Genomic DNA, 16,601 nt, shown 5'->3' with positions numbered 1-16,601 from the left:
GCGGGGCTTTTTGCTGTCTCACGCTCGGGCAAAAGTGGATTTGCCGGTCGAGCGGGGATGAGATCACGCCCTACTGGCAGATATTTGATCCCGATACTGAACAGAACGGGCCACCCTTCGGAACGGACACATCGGGTGACGGATTGCTCCTTGGCACTTTTAGCCCTGCCGCCACGTCAAAGCGGATGGGCCCTTAGGGAAAGGACCCCGGAATGTCGTTGAACGGAAAAACCGTCGCCATCCTGTTGGCACCGCGTGGCAGTGAGCATGCGGAGTTCACTAAACCGAAGGCTGCGCTAGAGGCAGCCGGTGCCAAGGTGGTTGTTGTCGGCATGGAAGCGGGTGAAGGCGAGACTTTCGCAAACGATCTGGATCCCGTTGCCAAATACCCGATCGACGCGACGTTGGACGACGTGTCTGCCGAGGATTTCGACCTGTTGGTGGTTCCCGGCGGGACGGTGGGGGCCGACAAGTTCCGCCTCGATTCCAAAACGATTGCCTTCACCAATGCCTTTGGTGATCTGGGCAAGCCGGTCGCGGCCATTTGTCATGCCCCGTGGTTGCTGATCGAAGCAGGCTTGGCCAAGGGGCGTCGTCTGACGTCCTATAAGAGCCTACGGACCGATCTGGAGAATGCGGGTGCTATCTGGGTCGATGTAGAGGTTGCCGAGGACAATGGCGTTATTACCAGCCGCGACCCCGACGACCTGCCAGCCTTCAATAAGGCCATCATAGCGGCGCTCAGCGAGCGTATGGCCGCCTGAGTAATTGTCCGTAGTTCAGGCTTAGAAATAAATAACAGTGGTTGACGATGATGGGCCTCAGCATCCCCCACGACTGAGGTACCCAAAATGTCGGATAGCACGGCCCTCAACGAGCGCCTGTCCTTCATCCAGTTAGACGGTGATACCCGTCAGGCTCTGGCCACGGCGAAGCCGGTTATTGAAGATGCGCTGAGCAGCAGCTTGGATGCCTTTTACGCGCAAGTGAGAGCCTATCCGGCGGTCTCGCGCTTCTTCAATACCGAGCAAATGATTTCCGGCGCGAAGTCCGGACAGTCGCGGCACTGGTCTCAGATTGCGTCCGCACGGTATGACTCCACCTATACCGACAGTGTCCAGCGCATCGGCGGCACCCACGCCCGTATCGGGTTGGAGCCGCGCTGGTACATTGGCGGCTATGCGCTTGTGCTGGATGGGCTGGTCAAGGCCGTGGTTCGGGACCACGAGAAGAAGCGCAAGCGTTTCGCCAAAGGCGATGGCGGCGAGGCCTTGGGCAAGACCATAGGCGCAGTGGTCAAAGCCGCGCTGCTGGACATGGACTTTGTCATCTCGATCTACCTCCAGGCTGCGGAAAAGGCCCGCAAGGAGGCTGATGCGCTGCGTGCCGAGGCAGAGGCCGCACAGAAACGAGTTGTCGAGGTTACGGCCACGTCCCTGGCGCGTCTGGCAGATGGCGACCTCACGACCCGCATCTATGAAGAGTTCAGCGGCGACTATGCCCAACTCAAGACCGACTTCAACGTCGCGATGGAGCGGCTGGAAGCAGCCATGCAGGAGGTGTCGGAGAACGTCGGCTTGATGCGCGCCGGTGCCAATGAAATCGCCGGCGCTTCCGATGACCTGTCTAGTCGCACCGAGCGACAGGCGGCATCGCTACAGCAAACAGCAGCGGCACTCGACGAAATTACTGTCACCGTTAAACGAACCTCCGACGGTGCCCAGAAGGCCCACCAGGCCGTCACCGGTGCCAAGAACGACGCCCAGCGCAGTAGCGAGGTCGTGGCCGATGCCGTGTCCGCCATGGGCGAGATTGAGTCTTCGTCCGATCAGATCGGGCGCATCATCGGGGTGATCGACGAGATCGCGTTTCAGACCAATCTTCTGGCGTTGAACGCAGGGGTGGAGGCCGCCCGTGCAGGTGATGCGGGCCGCGGTTTCGCAGTCGTGGCGTCCGAGGTGCGGGCGCTGGCACAGCGCTCGGCGGATGCGGCCAAGGAGATCAAGACGCTGATCTCGTCCAGTTCTCAGCAGGTGAAGAATGGTGTGAAGCTGGTGGGACAAACCGGCGACGTGTTGTCCGACATCGTCACCAAGGTGAGCGAGATCGCCGAACTGATGAACGAGATCAGCGCTTCCGCCAAGGAACAGGCGACGACCCTGACCGAGGTCAACGCCTCAGTGAACCAGATGGATCAGACGACCCAGCAGAACGCGGCGATGGTCGAGCAATCGACGGCGGCCTGCCACCACCTGACCAACGAGGCAGAAAAGCTCACGACACTGGTGAGCAAGTTCAAGCTGGCAGCCCGCGCCGGTGTGACTACGCGCGCGCCCGCAACGGTCGCTGCAATGCCACCGTCGCGTGGCTCGGACGCAGCACGCCCCGTTGTGCCCATACCGACGCCGCACAATGCCGACGTTGAAGCGACGCTCAGCCGTCGCGCCGCCGGCGGCGGGCGGGCCAATCTGTCTGTCGCGGCGAGTTCGGACTGGGAAGACTTCTAGACGTGAAGAAAAAGGGGGCAGAGTGATCTGCCCCCTTAGTCGTTTCAGTCGGCGGGCTGTTGGGCCAGCCTGTCAAACAAGGTCTGACTGGACGGGTTCAGGCCGAGGATATGAACCTGTGCTCCTCGTGCGGTGTAGCGGCCGACAACCTTGTCGAGAGAGGCGACGCCGGTCTGATCCCAGATGTGGGTGCCGGTCATGTCGATGCGGACGTCGCGCGGTTGGCCATGGTATTCGAAGCTGGCCGCGAACAGTTCGGCCGAAGCGAAGAACAATTGCCCTTCGACGCGATAATGAAGTGCGCCGGACTCTGGTGTGTCCAGCTCAGTAACGACGATCATCTTTGCAACCTTGCGCATGAAGAAGATGGCCGAAAGCACGACGCCGACAACGACACCTTTCGATAGGTCGTGGGTCCACAATACCACGCCCGCAGTGGCCAGCATCACGATGGTCGACTGGACCGGTATAGAGCGCAGACGGCGCACTGAACTCCAGTCAAAGGTCTTGAAAGAGACCATGAACATGACGCCGACAAGAGCAGCCATTGGAATCTGCCCAACCCAGCGCGACAGGATCAGGATCAGCACCATCAGGAAGACACCCGCCCATAGGGTCGACAGTCGGCCCCGACCGCCGGAGGTCACATTGATGATCGACTGGCCAATCATGGCGCAGCCCGCCATGCCGCCGAACAGAGAGGCGGCGATGTTGGCAACGCCCTGACCTCGGGTTTCGCGATCCTTGTCTGACGGGGTGTCGGTCAGATCATCCAGCACATTGGCCGTCAGCAACGTTTCCATGAGGCCGACGAAGGCTAGCGTGAGGGAGACCGGCACGATGATGATCAATGTCTCCCACGTCAGGGGGACCATAGGCATATGGAAGGATGGCAGGGTGGTCGGCAGGTCGCCCATGTCACCAACCGTCTTGACGTCCAGCCCAATCAGGGCCGAGGCCACGCTGAGCACCACGATAGCGACGAGCGGGGAGGGGATCGTCTTGTTCAGCTTGGGGAAGCCATAGATGATCGTCAAAGAGGCCGCGACCAGCGCATAGGCGTGCCAGTTTGCTCCGGCCAGATGTGGGAGTTGGGCAAGGAAGATCAGGATGGCGAGCGCGTTCAGAAATCCGCTCATCACGCTCTTGCTGACGAAACGGATATAGCGGCCCAGCCTGAACAGGCCGACGACGATCTGGATGACGCCGCACAGAAGAGAGGCGGCAAACAGGAACTCGATGCCGTGGTCGCGGACCAGTCCGCCCATAAGCAGGGCCATGGCACCTGTCGCAGCAGAAATCATCGCCGGACGGCCGCCGACAAAGGCGATGGTGACCGCAATAATGAAGCTGGCGTACAGACCGACCGCAGGATCGACGCCCGCGATAATGGAGAAGGCGATAGCTTCGGGGATCAGGGCGAGGCCGACCACTGTCCCGGCCAATAGATCGCGACCGGGTTGCGCAAGCCATTGTTGGCGCGCCGAGGTGAAGACTGACATGGGTCTCAGACCATTCGGGCGTAGGCAATCCGCCTAACGCTCAGGTTTGCTGGCGGATAGGCGGCCAGCATAGCCACCCGCACGGCCAAGCCTGCGGGTCCAAAGTTCGTCTAGGTCATGCCTGTTGAAGGGCCATAGAGCAAGTTCGCGCTGAACAGACCGACAGGGTTTTACAGCAAAGCTTGTTAATGAATGGGCCCTAGAAGCCGTCCTCCGGTTCGGGGGGATTATTTGCGTATGAGTATCAAGAGGTTTGGTGTCGTTGGTGCCCTGTCTCTGCTGGGAGCAAGTCTCTCTTCTTGCGCAGATCGACCACACGAGGCCTCCATTCCGTCGGACGAGCCGATAAACCTAACCGCCCAAACCGGAACCTATCAGTTTGCCAACGCCTCGTTTGCTGTCCAAAGCCGTAAAGACGGCAGCGGCGTGCTGATCATCAAGGGCAAGGACAAGCAGGTGCTGGAGCTGAATGGTGCCAGCCAGTTCTCGGTCATGCCGGTCGCACTCGAAGAGTCTGGTGCCCACCGTCATTACTTCATCGCCACGTCGTCCGTCGTGGATAACCGGACGCGCCACATCGGCTGGGTTGTAAGATCGGCCAACAGCGGCTGGATCGCCTACAAACTGCCCTTCGCCAGCGAACATCCCATCCGCCCACCGGTAGACGTCAATGGTGACGGTCGCCGAGAGTTTGTGTTGGTGGACACTTCGTTTCCCGCCGTAGCCTTTGGCGGCGCGACTTTGGGCGGGCCGGAATCCTATTTCATCGTCAAGGATGAAGGCATTCTGGAACAGACTGCGCATAGCCAATATGCGCTCCACCGCAACCAGAAGCGCGAGCTCGCGCGAACGGCCTGCGAGGATCTACAGACCATTGAGGCCTGCGGTATCTATGCGGCGAGGTCGGCCCAGGTCGGCAAGCTGGAAGAGGCCTGGTCGCTGGTACTGCAACTGGCTGACCAAAAGCCAATACAGGTATGCCGCATCGACGGGGCGATCCAGCCGTGTGCGACGGGTGCGGGAGGTGTGGATTTAACTGCGCCTGAACTGATCCAGTTCAAACTGGCGCAAAGCGGATATATCCCGCCTGTATGGTTGAACCTCCCTGGCGAGGACGACACCTCGTTCGGCTGTGCGCATGCGAGCACCGTGGCGGAACGAACGATCTGCTCGGAACCAAGCTTGCGGGCACTGGAACGCCGCGAGGCGGCCGAGGCCTCACGCAGACTGGCCTACGCCCACGACCGTTCCGAGGTCTTTGATGAACGCATGAGCTATATTGCGCGGCGTGACCGGACCATGGGCGTTCTCGCCCTGACCGAACTCTACCAAGAAAGGCTTGCCGAAAAAGTCGCGCCATAGGGGAGCGATGCGCCAACCTTTGGTCGAAGCGGATAGACATCGCAACCAATGGAACATATCATGAACATATGGCGCGTATCGATCTTAGACGTAAGCTTTCAGTCCTCGCCGATGCGGCGAAATATGACGCATCCTGTGCTTCTTCGGGCGCGAAAAAGCGCGACTCCAGAGGCGGGACGGGCGTGGGCTCGACCGAAGGCATGGGCATTTGTCACGCCTATACGCCGGACGGGCGTTGCGTCAGCCTGCTGAAGATTCTGCTGACGAACTTCTGCATCTATGACTGCGCCTACTGCATCAACCGCTCCAGTTCGAACGTCGAGCGCGCGCGCTTTAGTGTCGACGAGGTCGTGGACCTGACGCTGAGCTTCTATAAGCGCAACTATATCGAGGGCTTGTTCCTGTCGTCGGGCATTATCCGCTCCAGCGACTATACGATGGAGCAGTTGGTCGAAGTAGCCCGCAAGCTGCGCGAAGAGCATGACTTCCGGGGCTACATCCATCTGAAACTCATCCCCGAAGCGGACCAGCGCCTGATTGAACTGGCGGGCCTTTATGCAGACCGTCTGTCTGCCAATATCGAACTGCCAAGGGACGAAGCGCTGGGGCGTCTGGCCCCGGAAAAGGATGCCCGCGTCATCCGCAAGGCCATGGGGCAGGTCCGTCTGAAGATGGAAGAGGCCAAGCCGGGCAAGCGTGACCGGATCAAGCCGCCGAGCTTTGCTCCCGGTGGGCAGTCGACCCAGTTAATCGTCGGTGCCGATGGCGCGCCGGATACCGAGATACTGGACCGATCCTCGTCGCTTTACGGGGGCTATGGCCTGCGCCGCGTCTATTACTCGGCCTTCAGCCCCATTCCCGATAGTTCGGCGATTTTGCCCGTCTCGCGTCCGCCCCTGATGCGCGAGCACCGCCTTTATCAGGCGGACTGGCTGATGCGTTTCTATGGTTTCACCGCCCCCGAGATTGCCGAGGGAGCCGAAGGCGGCATGCTGGATCTGGCTATCGATCCCAAGCTGGCGTGGGCGCTTAAGAAGCGGGAAGTCTATCCCGTGGACGTGAACACGGCCCAGCGCGAAGACTTGCTGCGGGTACCTGGTCTGGGCGTGAAGGCTATCGACCGCATCATTTCGGTGCGGCGCTACCGGACGCTAAGGCTGGAAGATGTGGCGCGACTGACGCGGTCTATCGATAAGGTCAGGCCGTGGATTACGGCGCTGGATTGGTCGCCGGGCGGGCTGACAGACGCCATCGATCTTCGCGCGCGATTGGTGCCGGAAAAACAGCCCCAGCAGTTGAGCCTGTTCTGATGCGGACCGTCCATCTGGCGGGGGAAACCGATTTCGACAGCTGGCGTGACGCGGCGCGCAATCTGAGACTGGAGGGTGTCGAGCCGGCCCGGGTCAGGTTCGTCGTCGGCAATGGACAGGATGGCCTGTTCGGTGACGAACCCATACCGGGGAGGTCTGGCAATCGCTCGTTCAAAGTGTCGAAGGCTTTTGTCGATCTGGCGCGCGAAGTCATGCTGCATCGGGATGCAGATCGATATGACCTGCTTTACCGGCTGCTGTGGCGACTTCAGGATGAGCCGAACCTGATCAAGGTCACCTCGGATCGGGACGTGGCCCGCGCCGTCGAAATGGCCAAGAATGTCAGCCGCGCCTCGCACAAGATGAAGGCCTTCGTGCGTTTTCGCCAACAGGGCGAGGGCGACAACGAGCACTGGATCGCCTGGTTCGAGCCCGCGCACCGCGTGCTGGAAAAGACCGCCCCCTTCTTCGCGCGCCGCTATGCCAATATGCGCTGGAGCATTCTGACGCCTGACGGTACAGCGCACTGGGATCTGAAGACCCTCACCTTTGGGCCACCCGCCCGAAAGGAGGACGCGCCTCAGGAAGACGAGGTCGAAGACTTCTGGAAAACCTATTACGCCTCGACCTTTAATCCCGCACGGCTGCGAACCAAGGCGATGCAGGCCGAGATGCCGAAATCCTATTGGAAGAACCTGCCCGAAGCCGACCTTATCGCCGGAATGATCGCCGATGCGACCGGACGCACCGAGCAGATGGTCAATGCCCCCGCGCCCGAGCCCAATCGACGCTTCGATCAGGTCAAGGCGGCAGTCGTCGATCGTGCCGTCACCGATGATGTGGTGCCCGAAAATCTGGATGCCCTGAATGCTGCGCTCGCAGGGTGCCGCCGCTGCCCGCTGTGGCGCGATGCAACCCAGCCTGTATGCGGGCAGGGGCCTAAACGTTCGCGTCTTATGATTGTGGGCGAGCAGCCGGGAGATCAGGAAGATATCGCAGGCACACCCTTTGTCGGGCCAGCAGGCAAGGTGCTGGACAAGGCGATGCTCGAAGCGGGACTGGAGCGCGACACGGTCTATCTGACCAATGCGGTCAAACATTTCAAACACACGGTGCATGGCCGACAGAGATTGCACAAGTCGCCGTCAGCCGCAGAGATCGATCATTGCCGCTGGTGGCTGGATCACGAGCGCGCCCTGGTCCAACCCGAGTTGATCGTGGCAATGGGGGCCAGCGCCGCGCGCGGCATTCTGGGCCATACCGTCAGCGTCAACGACCTGCGTGGCCGCATCGAAGAGGGGCCTCAGGGCGCGCTGCTGATAACCTATCACCCGGCGTATATCTTGCGGCACCCTGACCCCAACGAACGGATACGGGCGCAGAAAGCGTTCTCGACCGATCTGTCGCTGGCGGCCGCGTATTTGAAGAGTACCGGTAAGGTCCTCTCCTAGCGTCCACCTTCCCACTGACAGGGAAGGGCGGCGATAACCTCCTTCACCGCTTCGTGCAGGGCCGGATAGCCGGATTGATCGGCTGTGACGCCGCTCACAGCCAGACGCTTGGCAGGGATGTAATAGGTAACCGTGCCCCAGAAGCCGGAATGCCAAAATCCCTTGTTTCGCCAGTCCGGCTGTTCCGGTGTTGCCATGATCCCCAGCCGGTAGGACGCTCCGCCTTCATGTGGCAGGAACCGCGTCATCTCCGACAAGGTGCGCGGGTGGTCGAAGACCTGATCCTCGAACAGTGCTGCAAAGAAGATGGCCAGATCGCGGGCGGACATAATCAGACCGCCTCCGCCGTACATGTCGAGCGAGCCGTGAAGGCGGTCGATATCGTGACCCTTCCAGAGCTGACGCGCCTTGGGTTGGCTCGTCGAGGGCGCGGTTTCGGCGACCTCCCACCACGTGCTGTTAAGGCCGAACTGTTCCAGCTTTAGCTGTTCGCGAACCGCCTGATGAAGAGGCTGGCCCGTAACCTGCTCGATGATGTCACCAAGTATGATGTAGCCGGTATCGGCATAGGCAAAGCGCGTTCCCGGCGAATGCAATGGTCCGCTGAAAGAAGCAGACAGCTCCACCTGTTCCTGACGGGTCCAGTGGTGGTCAGGATTGTCCAGCCACATCTGCTGATATCGGGTATCGGACGCATGGTCGTATAGACCCGAGGTGTGGTTCAATAGGTGGCGAACTGTGATGGCGTCCACGTCGTATCCAGCCTTCACCAGCGGAGCCATCAAACTGGCCGACGCCAGTTCGGACATTGGCGCATCCAAATCGAGCCGCTGTTGCTCCCACAGCCGCATTATCGTGGCGGCGGTGAACGTCTTGGTGATGCTGGCGGTCCGAACGGGGCTGTTCTCGTTGAGGGGAGCGGTCTGGGCCGTTGGGTGCGTTCCAGTGGCAGCCAGGGCAAGGCCTTCGGGTACGCAGCCGCCAATGACGTAAACGACGGATGGCTGGGGCAGGTCGGCGACGGCGGCATTCAACGCCGTCATATCCAGACCCGTCGTAAAGTTGCCAAAGGCCAAGGCCGTCAGGGCGAGTGGGGTACCGCTCATTTGTCGGCTCTCGAGGTGTCAGGTGTCAGTTGTTCAAAGACCAGTCGCCATCCGTTATCGGTGCGCTGGAATAGGTTTACGCCCTGGCCGCCGCCGCTGAGGGCGCGGCCGTCGGCCATTGTGCCGCGATAGGTGTAGATGAAGGTGCAGGCGGCATGTTCATCATCCGAGAACAGCCACCGCTCGTGGGTCATCGAATAGGTTTCGTCCGGCAAAACTATCCACGTCTGGCGAAAAGCCGCTCGCACCGCGTCCAGCCCGTCGTGCCGCTTGTCTGCAAAGACAAACACAGGGTGGGGGCCCATCACCGTCTCGGCCAGCAACTCGAAATCATGCCGATTGATCAGGTCGCGATAGGCTTCGAAGGCCGCCTGCGGGCTGGGCAGTGCCATGGCCGGTGACGCCGCCACAACCAGTGCTGACGGCATAATCGCCATACTACGTTTGGCGGGATCAAGCCATGGCATAGTCACGTACCCGCCGGACTTCAGTGGGGAGATTGGCGAGGCGGACCATCTCCATGCGTTGAATGCGCGGGCTGGCACCGAAGCGCTTGAACGCTTTGGCGACAGGAGAGTTGGAAGGCTCGTCGCCCAGACTGATGCGGCGGCCACGGCTGCGGGCCGCCAGAGAAGACACCAGTCCTTCGGCTGACGATGCACACTCCGCCACCGCGTCAACCAAGTGGGTCAGGCCCGAGCGGTTTTGTTCAACCGCATAGGCAGCGATACCGTTCGGACCGCGCCAACCCAGAATGGTCAGGTGATCACGTTCAACGGCGCGCATGACGCCCGGCAGTTCCCGCTGCCACGGTGCGGCGCTGACACCCACATGAAGTCTTTGATGCAGGGCGGGCAGGTCCTCCACCGGCACCACCTCCAGTGGGTCCGCAGAGTTGCCCACGGCTGGACTGTTGAAGCTGTAGAGGCGACGGCGATCCACATAGCCCGAGTTCGCATACAGACGGCGGGCGCGGTTGGTGGTGATCACTTCCAGTCGGCTGTTGCGGATACCGCGTTGGTCAAACTCGCGCGTTTGCGAGCGGAGCATGGCAAGTCCGATCCCGCAGCGGCGATGCAAAGACGCTATGCCAAAGCCGCCGATCCAAGCTGTATCACCGTCGCTGCCTGCCAAGGAGAGCCCCACCGGCTGGTCGTCGGCGAGCGCGATTTGGGAGAGATCGAGGCAAATGCCGGACATGCGGATGAAGCGATCCAGTTCGTCCTCGGTGAAGGGCAGCGGCACGGGATAGTTGGAATAAACATCTCGCCACAGCAGCGTCAGTTTGCTCATCGGCAACGACGAGGCAGGCTGAAAGGCAAGGATGGGGCTTCTCACGGCGGGCTCCGTTCAATCAGGGGAAATATTCGATTGAGCGCGTCGGTATACTCCGACGATCACCGTTACATCCTAGTTGCAAACGGAACTAGGAAAAGTGAAATCGCTGTAACGGCCAAGCCATAATTATATGATTACGCTTAAGTAATGTTCTGTCAGGCGAAAGAAACACCAGCATACTGAACGCTTTGCGGTACTTGGGCGCGCGCGTTGTCGTCCCGCAACCTCCATCGCGTCAGACGTCTTCGATCAAAACATTCAGGCGGCTGTGCAACTGATTGATCGACGGAAAATCCGGCACGCTCGCTCCTGAGCGGATCAGGCCTATCGTGCGCTCGAAGTCGTATCCGACAATACCGATCTGGCGCATTTTAGGGGTCATCAACGACAGGGGGGCGGTCGTGATTCCCAACCCGGCCTCGACCATCCCAAGGCATAAGGCGTCGTTGTCGGAGCGTAGGGCAAAGCGCGGCCGAACACCGGATCGGGTGAAGAAGCGGCTGGTATCCTGAAGCCTTTCGCAAGCGCGACGGGCAATCATGACTTCACCGGCCAATGCTTCGGGACGCACCACGCTGTCGGCCAGATGGTGCCCGTGGGCGGCCAGCATCACATAGGGTTCGGTGAAGAGGGTTCGGGAAAGCTCCGTATGGTCATCGGGTTTGAGAAGAGTGATCGCAGCATCGAGGCGTCCGCCGGACAGGCCGGTCCTCAGTTCGTGACCTGATCCTTCAACGAGTTCCAGTTCGCAGTCCGACCGGAGCGTTTCGACGGCAATCTTGACCATCTCGGGGGCTAGGGTGCGCAGGACGCCCAGCCGCATAAGGCGAGAGCCTTCGCGCGCGGGGGCGTTCAGGCTCTCGGCGGCGCGAAAGCCCTGTTCCAATTGTCGGGCGATGGGAAGCAGCCGCGCTCCCGCCTCGGTCAGTCGCACGTGTTTTCGGTCGCGGATGAACAGCTTGACCCCGACCGTCTTTTCCATCTCTGCGATGCCGACGGATAAGGTGGGCTGGGTGATGCGAACGCGCGCGGCGGCGGCGGTAAAGCTGCCGCTGTCGACGACAGCAAGGAATTGGCGAACGTGTGAGCGCTTCAGCATAGAAAATACCTATCTGAAACTTCACGAACTTTCCATTTATCGAAAGCTGAGCGGCGTCGTACCCTTCGCGCAACGAGGAAACGCATCCCGGAACAAGGACAAAGTCCAATGCGCGCTACGCCTGATTTCGATTTCGGTCTGACTGAAGCCGCCAACATGATCCGCGAAAGCGCGGCCCGCTTTGCCGACGAGCAGATCGCGCCGCTGGCGGCCAAGGTGGACGCGGAGGACTGGTTCCCGCGCGACCTGTGGCCGGCCATGGGCGAGCTGGGCCTTCACGGCATCACGGTCGAGGAAGAGTGGGGCGGTCTGGGCCTCGGCTATCTGGACCATGTGATCGCGGTCGAAGAAGTCTCCCGCGCCTCGGCATCCGTGGGTCTGTCCTATGGGGCGCACTCCAACCTGTGTGTGAACCAGATCCGCCGCTGGGGCACCCGAGAGCAAAAAGACAAATACCTGCCCAAGCTGGTGTCGGGCGAGCATGTCGGCTCGCTGGCCATGTCGGAAGTGAACGCGGGCTCGGACGTTGTTAGTATGAAGTTGCGCGCCGATAAGGTGGACGGCGGCTATCGCCTGAACGGCACGAAGTTCTGGATCACCAACTCGGCCTATGCCGACACTCTGGTGGTCTATGCCAAGACCGATGCAGAGGCAGGCAGCCGCGGCATCACTGCCTTCATCATCGAGAAGGACTTCACCGGTTTCTCCATCGGCCAGAAGATCGACAAGATGGGCATGCGCGGCTCGCCGACGGCCGAGCTGGTGTTCGAGGACTGCTTCGTGCCGGAAGAGAACATCATGGGACCGCTGAACGGCGGCGTCGGTGTTCTGATGTCGGGTCTGGACTATGAGCGCGTGGTGCTGTCGGGCATCCAGCTGGGCATCATGCAGGCCTGCTTGGATACCGTGATCCCTTACGTTCGCGAGCGTCAGCAGTTCGGCAAGGCGTTGGGTACCTTCCAGCTGATGCAGGCCAAGGTGGCGGACATGTATGTCGCCCTGCAGTCGGCGCGTGCCTATTCCTATGCCGTAGCGCGGGCCTGTGATGCGGGCCAGACCACCCGTTACGATGCCGCTGGCTGCGTGCTGTTGGCCTCGGAAAACGCCTTCCGCACGGCAGCCGAAGCCGTTCAGGCACTGGGCGGGGCCGGTTACACCAAGGATTGGCCGGTCGAGCGTTATCTGCGCGATGCCAAGCTGATGGATATCGGCGCGGGCACCAATGAAATCCGTCGCATGCTGATCGGCCGCGAGCTGATCGGCGCACGCTGAGGATACGGTAATGACGGCTCCTGTTCTGACCTCCATGGTCAATGTCGATAGCGCCGAGGCCAAGGCGCGGGCGGCGTTCAACCGCCAGCTTGCCGAGGAGCTTCGCGCCAAGGTCGCCAAGGCGGCGCTGGGCGGTGACGAAAAGTCCCGCGAGCGCCACGTGGCCCGCGAGAAGCTGCTGCCACGCGAGCGGGTCGAGCGTCTGCTGGACCCCGGCTCGTCCTTCCTCGAGATCGGCCAACTGGTCGCCAACGGCCTCTATAACGACGAGGTGCCGGGTGCAGGCATGATCTGCGGTATTGGCCGTGTGTCGGGCCGTCAGGTCATGATCGTGTGCAACGATGCCACCGTTAAAGGCGGCACTTACTTCCCGATGACGGTGAAGAAGCACCTGCGCGCCCAAGAGATCGCGCTCGAGAACCATCTGCCGTGCGTCTATCTGGTCGATAGCGGTGGGGCGAACCTGCCCAATCAGGCCGAGGTCTTCCCGGACCGCGACCACTTTGGCCGCATCTTCTTCAATCAGGCCCAGATGTCCGCAAAGGGCATCGCCCAGATCGCCTGTGTGATGGGCAGCTGTACGGCAGGTGGGGCCTATGTTCCGGCCATGTCGGACGAGACTGTGATCGTGCGCGGCAAGGGGACCATCTTCCTTGCCGGCCCGCCGCTGGTTCAGGCCGCAACGGGCGAGGTCATCAGCGCCGAGGATCTCGGTGGTGCCGAGGTCCACGGTCGCAAGTCCGGCGTGGTCGACCACGTCGCCGACAATGACGAACACGCCCTGACCGTCGTGCGCGACATCGTCGCCACCTTGCCGCCGCCGGTGTTCGCCAATGTGAACCTGCAAGAGCCGGTTGAGCCGAAATATGCGGCCGAGGACCTCTATGCCATCGTGCCGGAGGACGTCCGTGCGCCCTACGATGTGCATGAGGTGATCGCGCGCATCGTGGATGCCTCAGAATTCCACGAGTTCAAATCGCTTTACGGCACCACGCTGGTTTGCGGCTTCGCTCACATCCACGGGATGCCGGTCGCTATTTTGGCTAACAACGGCGTGCTGTTCAGCGAAAGCGCGCAGAAGGGTGCGCACTTCATCGAACTGGCCTGCCAGCGCAAAATTCCGCTGCTGTTCCTTCAGAACATTTCCGGCTTCATGGTCGGCGGTAAGTACGAGTCTGAGGGCATCGCCAAGCATGGTGCCAAGCTGGTGACGGCAGTGGCTACGGCCAATGTGCCCAAGATCACCGTCCTGATCGGCGGCAGCTTTGGCGCGGGCAACTATGGCATGTGTGGCCGGGCCTATTCCCCGCGCTTCCTGTTCACCTGGCCCAACAGCCGCATCAGCGTGATGGGCGGCGAACAGGCGGCCAGCGTTCTGGCGACTGTGCACCGCGACGCCGCCAAATGGACGCCGGAAGAGGCCGAAGCCTTCAAGGCTCCGGTGCGCCAGAAATACGAGGACGAGGGCAATCCCTATTACGCCACGGCCCGCCTGTGGGACGACGGGGTGATCGACCCTGTGCAGACCCGCGACGTGCTGGGTCTGGCTCTGGAGGCCGCGCTACAGGCCCCGATTGCCGATCGTCCTTCCTTTGGCGTGTTTAGGATGTAATGCGATGATGAAATCTGTTCTGATCGCCAATCGTGGCGAAATCGCCTGCCGCGTCATCCGCACCGCCCGCCGTCTGGGTATCCGCACGGTGGCCGTCTATTCGGACGCTGATGCCGATGCGCTGCACGTCCGCTTGGCCGACGAGGCTGTGCACATTGGCCCTGCGCCGACGCGCGAATCCTATCTGGTCGGTGACAAGATCATCGCCGCCGCCAAACAGACTGGAGCCGAAGCCATCCACCCCGGTTATGGCTTCCTGTCTGAAAATGCCGAATTCGCTCAGGCCGTTATGGATGCGGGCCTGATCTGGGTCGGGCCGCTGCCGAAATCCATCACGGCGATGGGTCTGAAGGATGCTGCCAAGAAGCTGATGGCCGATGCCGGCGTACCCGTCACGCCGGGCTATATGGGCGAAAATCAGGAACTCGATCCCCTGAAGGCGGAAGCCGACAAGATCGGCTATCCGGTGCTCATCAAGGCCGTCGCCGGTGGTGGCGGCAAGGGAATGCGTCTGGTCGAACAGGCGGCGGATTTCCTTGACGCTCTGGCCTCGTGCAAGCGCGAGGCGGCGGCTTCGTTTGGCAATGACCATGTGCTGATCGAGAAATACATCCTCTCGCCCCGCCACATCGAGGTGCAGGTGTTCGGCGACAGCCACGGCAATGTCGTCCACCTGTTCGAGCGTGATTGTTCGCTACAACGCCGCCACCAGAAGGTGGTTGAAGAGGCTCCGGCCCCCGGCATGGACGAGGCGACCCGTGCTAAGCTTTGCGCCGCCGCCGTTCGTGCCGCCAAGGCCGTAGACTATCAGGGCGCTGGCACCATCGAGTTCATCGCCGATGGCTCGGAAGGCCTGCGCGCCGACCGCATCTGGTTCATGGAAATGAACACCCGCCTGCAAGTCGAGCACCCTGTGACCGAAGAGATCACGGGCGTTGATCTGGTGGAATGGCAACTGCGTGCCGCCTCGGGCGAGCCGCTGCCCAAGCGTCAGGACGAACTGTCGATCAACGGCTGGGCCATGGAGGTTCGCCTCTATGCCGAGGACCCGACTAAGGGCTTCCTGCCGTCGATTGGTCGTCTCGATGTGTTCGACTATCCGGACCATCTGGTGCGCGTCGATACCGGTGTGGAAGAGGGCGCGGAAATCAGCCCCCACTATGACCCGATGATCGCCAAGCTGATCGTCCACGGCGATACGCGCGAAGAGGCGATTGCCGACCTGCGCTTTGCGCTGGATGAAGGGGAGTGCGGCCCGCTTATCACCAACGCGGGTTTCCTCTATCGCGTGCTGGGCGACGAACAATTTGCCGCGGGCACGGTTGATACCGGCCTGATCGGTCGCAAGCTGGAAGAACTGACCACGCGACCCGAGCCGTCGGTCGAAGGTCTGGAAATGGCTGCCGCTGCGCTTATCGGCGGTGGTCGCGGACCGTGGGCGTCGTCTGCGGGTCTGCGTCTGAACGCACCCGGAAAACGCCAGATGCGTCTGGCCGATCAGTTCGGCCGCGATTTCACCGTTGAACTGGGCGAGCCTATGGACGGCCCGCCGCGTCGCGAGATCGCTCTGAACGAAGGCGGCGAGCGCTTGGTGCTGAAGCCGTGGCGTGCGGTCGGTGGTGCAGACGGTGGTGTCGGCTCTGGCTCCATCCTCGCCCCCATGCCGGGTAAGGTGATCGCGGTTGAAGTCGCTGCGGGCGAAACCGTCACCAAGGGCCAGAAGCTGCTGACGCTCGAAGCCATGAAGATGGAACACAGCCTGACCGCACCGTTCGACGGCGTGGTTCAGGAGGTGAACTGCACCGCTGGCGATCAGGTTCAGGTCGACGCCCTGCTGGCCAAAATCGACACCGAGTAACTTCGGTCCAGTTTTTGTGAATCAGGAGCCTCTCCGAGAGATTGGAGGGGCTCCTTTTTATGTGCATTCACAACCTAAAAGGGTAATCATTGTGCGGTGCAGCGGAGCAAGTGTCAGTTTTTACGGTGAATCATACCTGTTGACTCAACTGTAGATTGTGGAATCCTTTCATCGACCTCAATCA

General features: G+C 61.2%; 13 protein-coding genes and 1 other annotated feature. Of the genes, 8 read left to right on the top strand and 5 right to left on the bottom strand.

Annotated elements, in window-relative coordinates; all coding sequences use genetic code 11:
- Nucleotides 1–212: 212 nt before the first annotated feature.
- Both OB03_RS00745 and OB03_RS00740 read left to right on the top strand, forming a co-directional pair.
- The gene (locus tag OB03_RS00745) at nt 213–764 is read left to right on the top strand and encodes a type 1 glutamine amidotransferase domain-containing protein (RefSeq protein WP_461342885.1); all 552 of its coding nucleotides are present in this window, start codon (nt 213–215) and stop codon (nt 762–764) included.
- An 87-nt stretch (nt 765–851) separates the two neighbouring features.
- Entirely contained in the window at nt 852–2,507 is a 1,656-nt protein-coding gene (locus OB03_RS00740) for a methyl-accepting chemotaxis protein (RefSeq protein WP_461342884.1), read from the top strand.
- Between the two features lie 44 nt (nt 2,508–2,551).
- On the opposite strand, the gene OB03_RS00735 is transcribed toward OB03_RS00740, so the two are convergent.
- Entirely contained in the window at nt 2,552–4,009 is a 1,458-nt protein-coding gene (locus OB03_RS00735) for a SulP family inorganic anion transporter (protein WP_461342883.1), read from the bottom strand.
- Nucleotides 4,010–4,052: 43 nt separating this feature from the next.
- Nucleotides 4,053–4,113 (bottom strand) — a sequence feature (sul1 is cis-regulatory element that is thought to sense ions involved in sulfur or methionine metabolism; They are found in Alphaproteobacteria).
- Nucleotides 4,114–4,246: 133 nt separating this feature from the next.
- Here OB03_RS00735 and OB03_RS00730 point away from each other — a divergent pair.
- From OB03_RS00730 to OB03_RS00720, 3 genes are all read left to right on the top strand, one after another.
- Nucleotides 4,247–5,371, top strand: a complete 1,125-nt coding sequence (locus OB03_RS00730) for a lysozyme inhibitor LprI family protein (RefSeq protein ID WP_461342882.1) — start codon at nt 4,247–4,249, stop codon at nt 5,369–5,371.
- A gap of 68 nt (nt 5,372–5,439) precedes the next feature.
- A complete protein-coding gene (locus OB03_RS00725; RefSeq protein ID WP_242914386.1) occupies nt 5,440–6,681 on the top strand; it encodes a putative DNA modification/repair radical SAM protein in 1,242 nt (413 codons plus the stop codon).
- Nucleotides 6,681–8,132: a UdgX family uracil-DNA binding protein gene (locus OB03_RS00720; RefSeq protein WP_461342881.1), complete on the top strand. Its 1,452-nt coding sequence runs from the start codon at nt 6,681–6,683 to the stop codon at nt 8,130–8,132. Before OB03_RS00725 ends, OB03_RS00720 begins: the two co-directional genes overlap by 1 nt.
- Here OB03_RS00720 and OB03_RS00715 read toward each other — a convergent pair.
- The 4 genes from OB03_RS00715 to OB03_RS00700 form a co-directional block, all read right to left on the bottom strand.
- Nucleotides 8,129–9,238 carry a serine hydrolase domain-containing protein gene (locus OB03_RS00715; RefSeq protein ID WP_461342880.1) on the bottom strand — a complete coding sequence of 370 codons (1,110 nt, stop codon included), beginning with the start codon at nt 9,236–9,238 and terminating at the stop codon, nt 8,129–8,131. The genes OB03_RS00720 and OB03_RS00715 overlap by 4 nt on opposite strands.
- Nucleotides 9,235–9,675, bottom strand: a complete 441-nt coding sequence (locus OB03_RS00710) for a YybH family protein (RefSeq protein WP_242914383.1) — start codon at nt 9,673–9,675, stop codon at nt 9,235–9,237. Before OB03_RS00710 ends, OB03_RS00715 begins: the two co-directional genes overlap by 4 nt.
- A gap of 16 nt (nt 9,676–9,691) precedes the next feature.
- Complete coding sequence (locus OB03_RS00705) at nt 9,692–10,531, bottom strand: GNAT family N-acetyltransferase (RefSeq protein ID WP_461342879.1); 840 nt, start codon at nt 10,529–10,531, stop codon at nt 9,692–9,694.
- Nucleotides 10,532–10,811: 280 nt separating this feature from the next.
- Nucleotides 10,812–11,675, bottom strand: coding sequence for a LysR family transcriptional regulator (locus OB03_RS00700; RefSeq protein WP_461342878.1), 864 nt, complete (start codon nt 11,673–11,675; stop codon nt 10,812–10,814).
- 108 nt (nt 11,676–11,783) lie between these two features.
- Between OB03_RS00700 and OB03_RS00695 the strand changes: the two genes are divergently transcribed.
- Genes OB03_RS00695 through OB03_RS00685 form a run of 3 tightly spaced genes read left to right on the top strand, consistent with a single transcriptional unit; the run spans nt 11,784 to nt 16,417 of the window.
- A complete protein-coding gene (locus OB03_RS00695; protein WP_461342877.1) occupies nt 11,784–12,947 on the top strand; it encodes an isovaleryl-CoA dehydrogenase in 1,164 nt (387 codons plus the stop codon).
- 34 nt (nt 12,948–12,981) lie between these two features.
- Nucleotides 12,982–14,559 (top strand): carboxyl transferase domain-containing protein, encoded by a 1,578-nt coding sequence (locus OB03_RS00690; protein ID WP_242914400.1) that lies wholly within the window; start codon nt 12,982–12,984, stop codon nt 14,557–14,559.
- 4 nt (nt 14,560–14,563) lie between these two features.
- Nucleotides 14,564–16,417, top strand: coding sequence for an acetyl/propionyl/methylcrotonyl-CoA carboxylase subunit alpha (locus tag OB03_RS00685; protein ID WP_461342876.1), 1,854 nt, complete (start codon nt 14,564–14,566; stop codon nt 16,415–16,417).
- Nucleotides 16,418–16,601 lie beyond the last annotated feature (184 nt).

Source organism: Brevundimonas sp. GN22 (assembly GCF_054824005.1).
The sequence above is the reverse complement of the archived record's forward strand: the minus strand, read 5'-3'. Positions and strand labels throughout refer to the sequence as shown.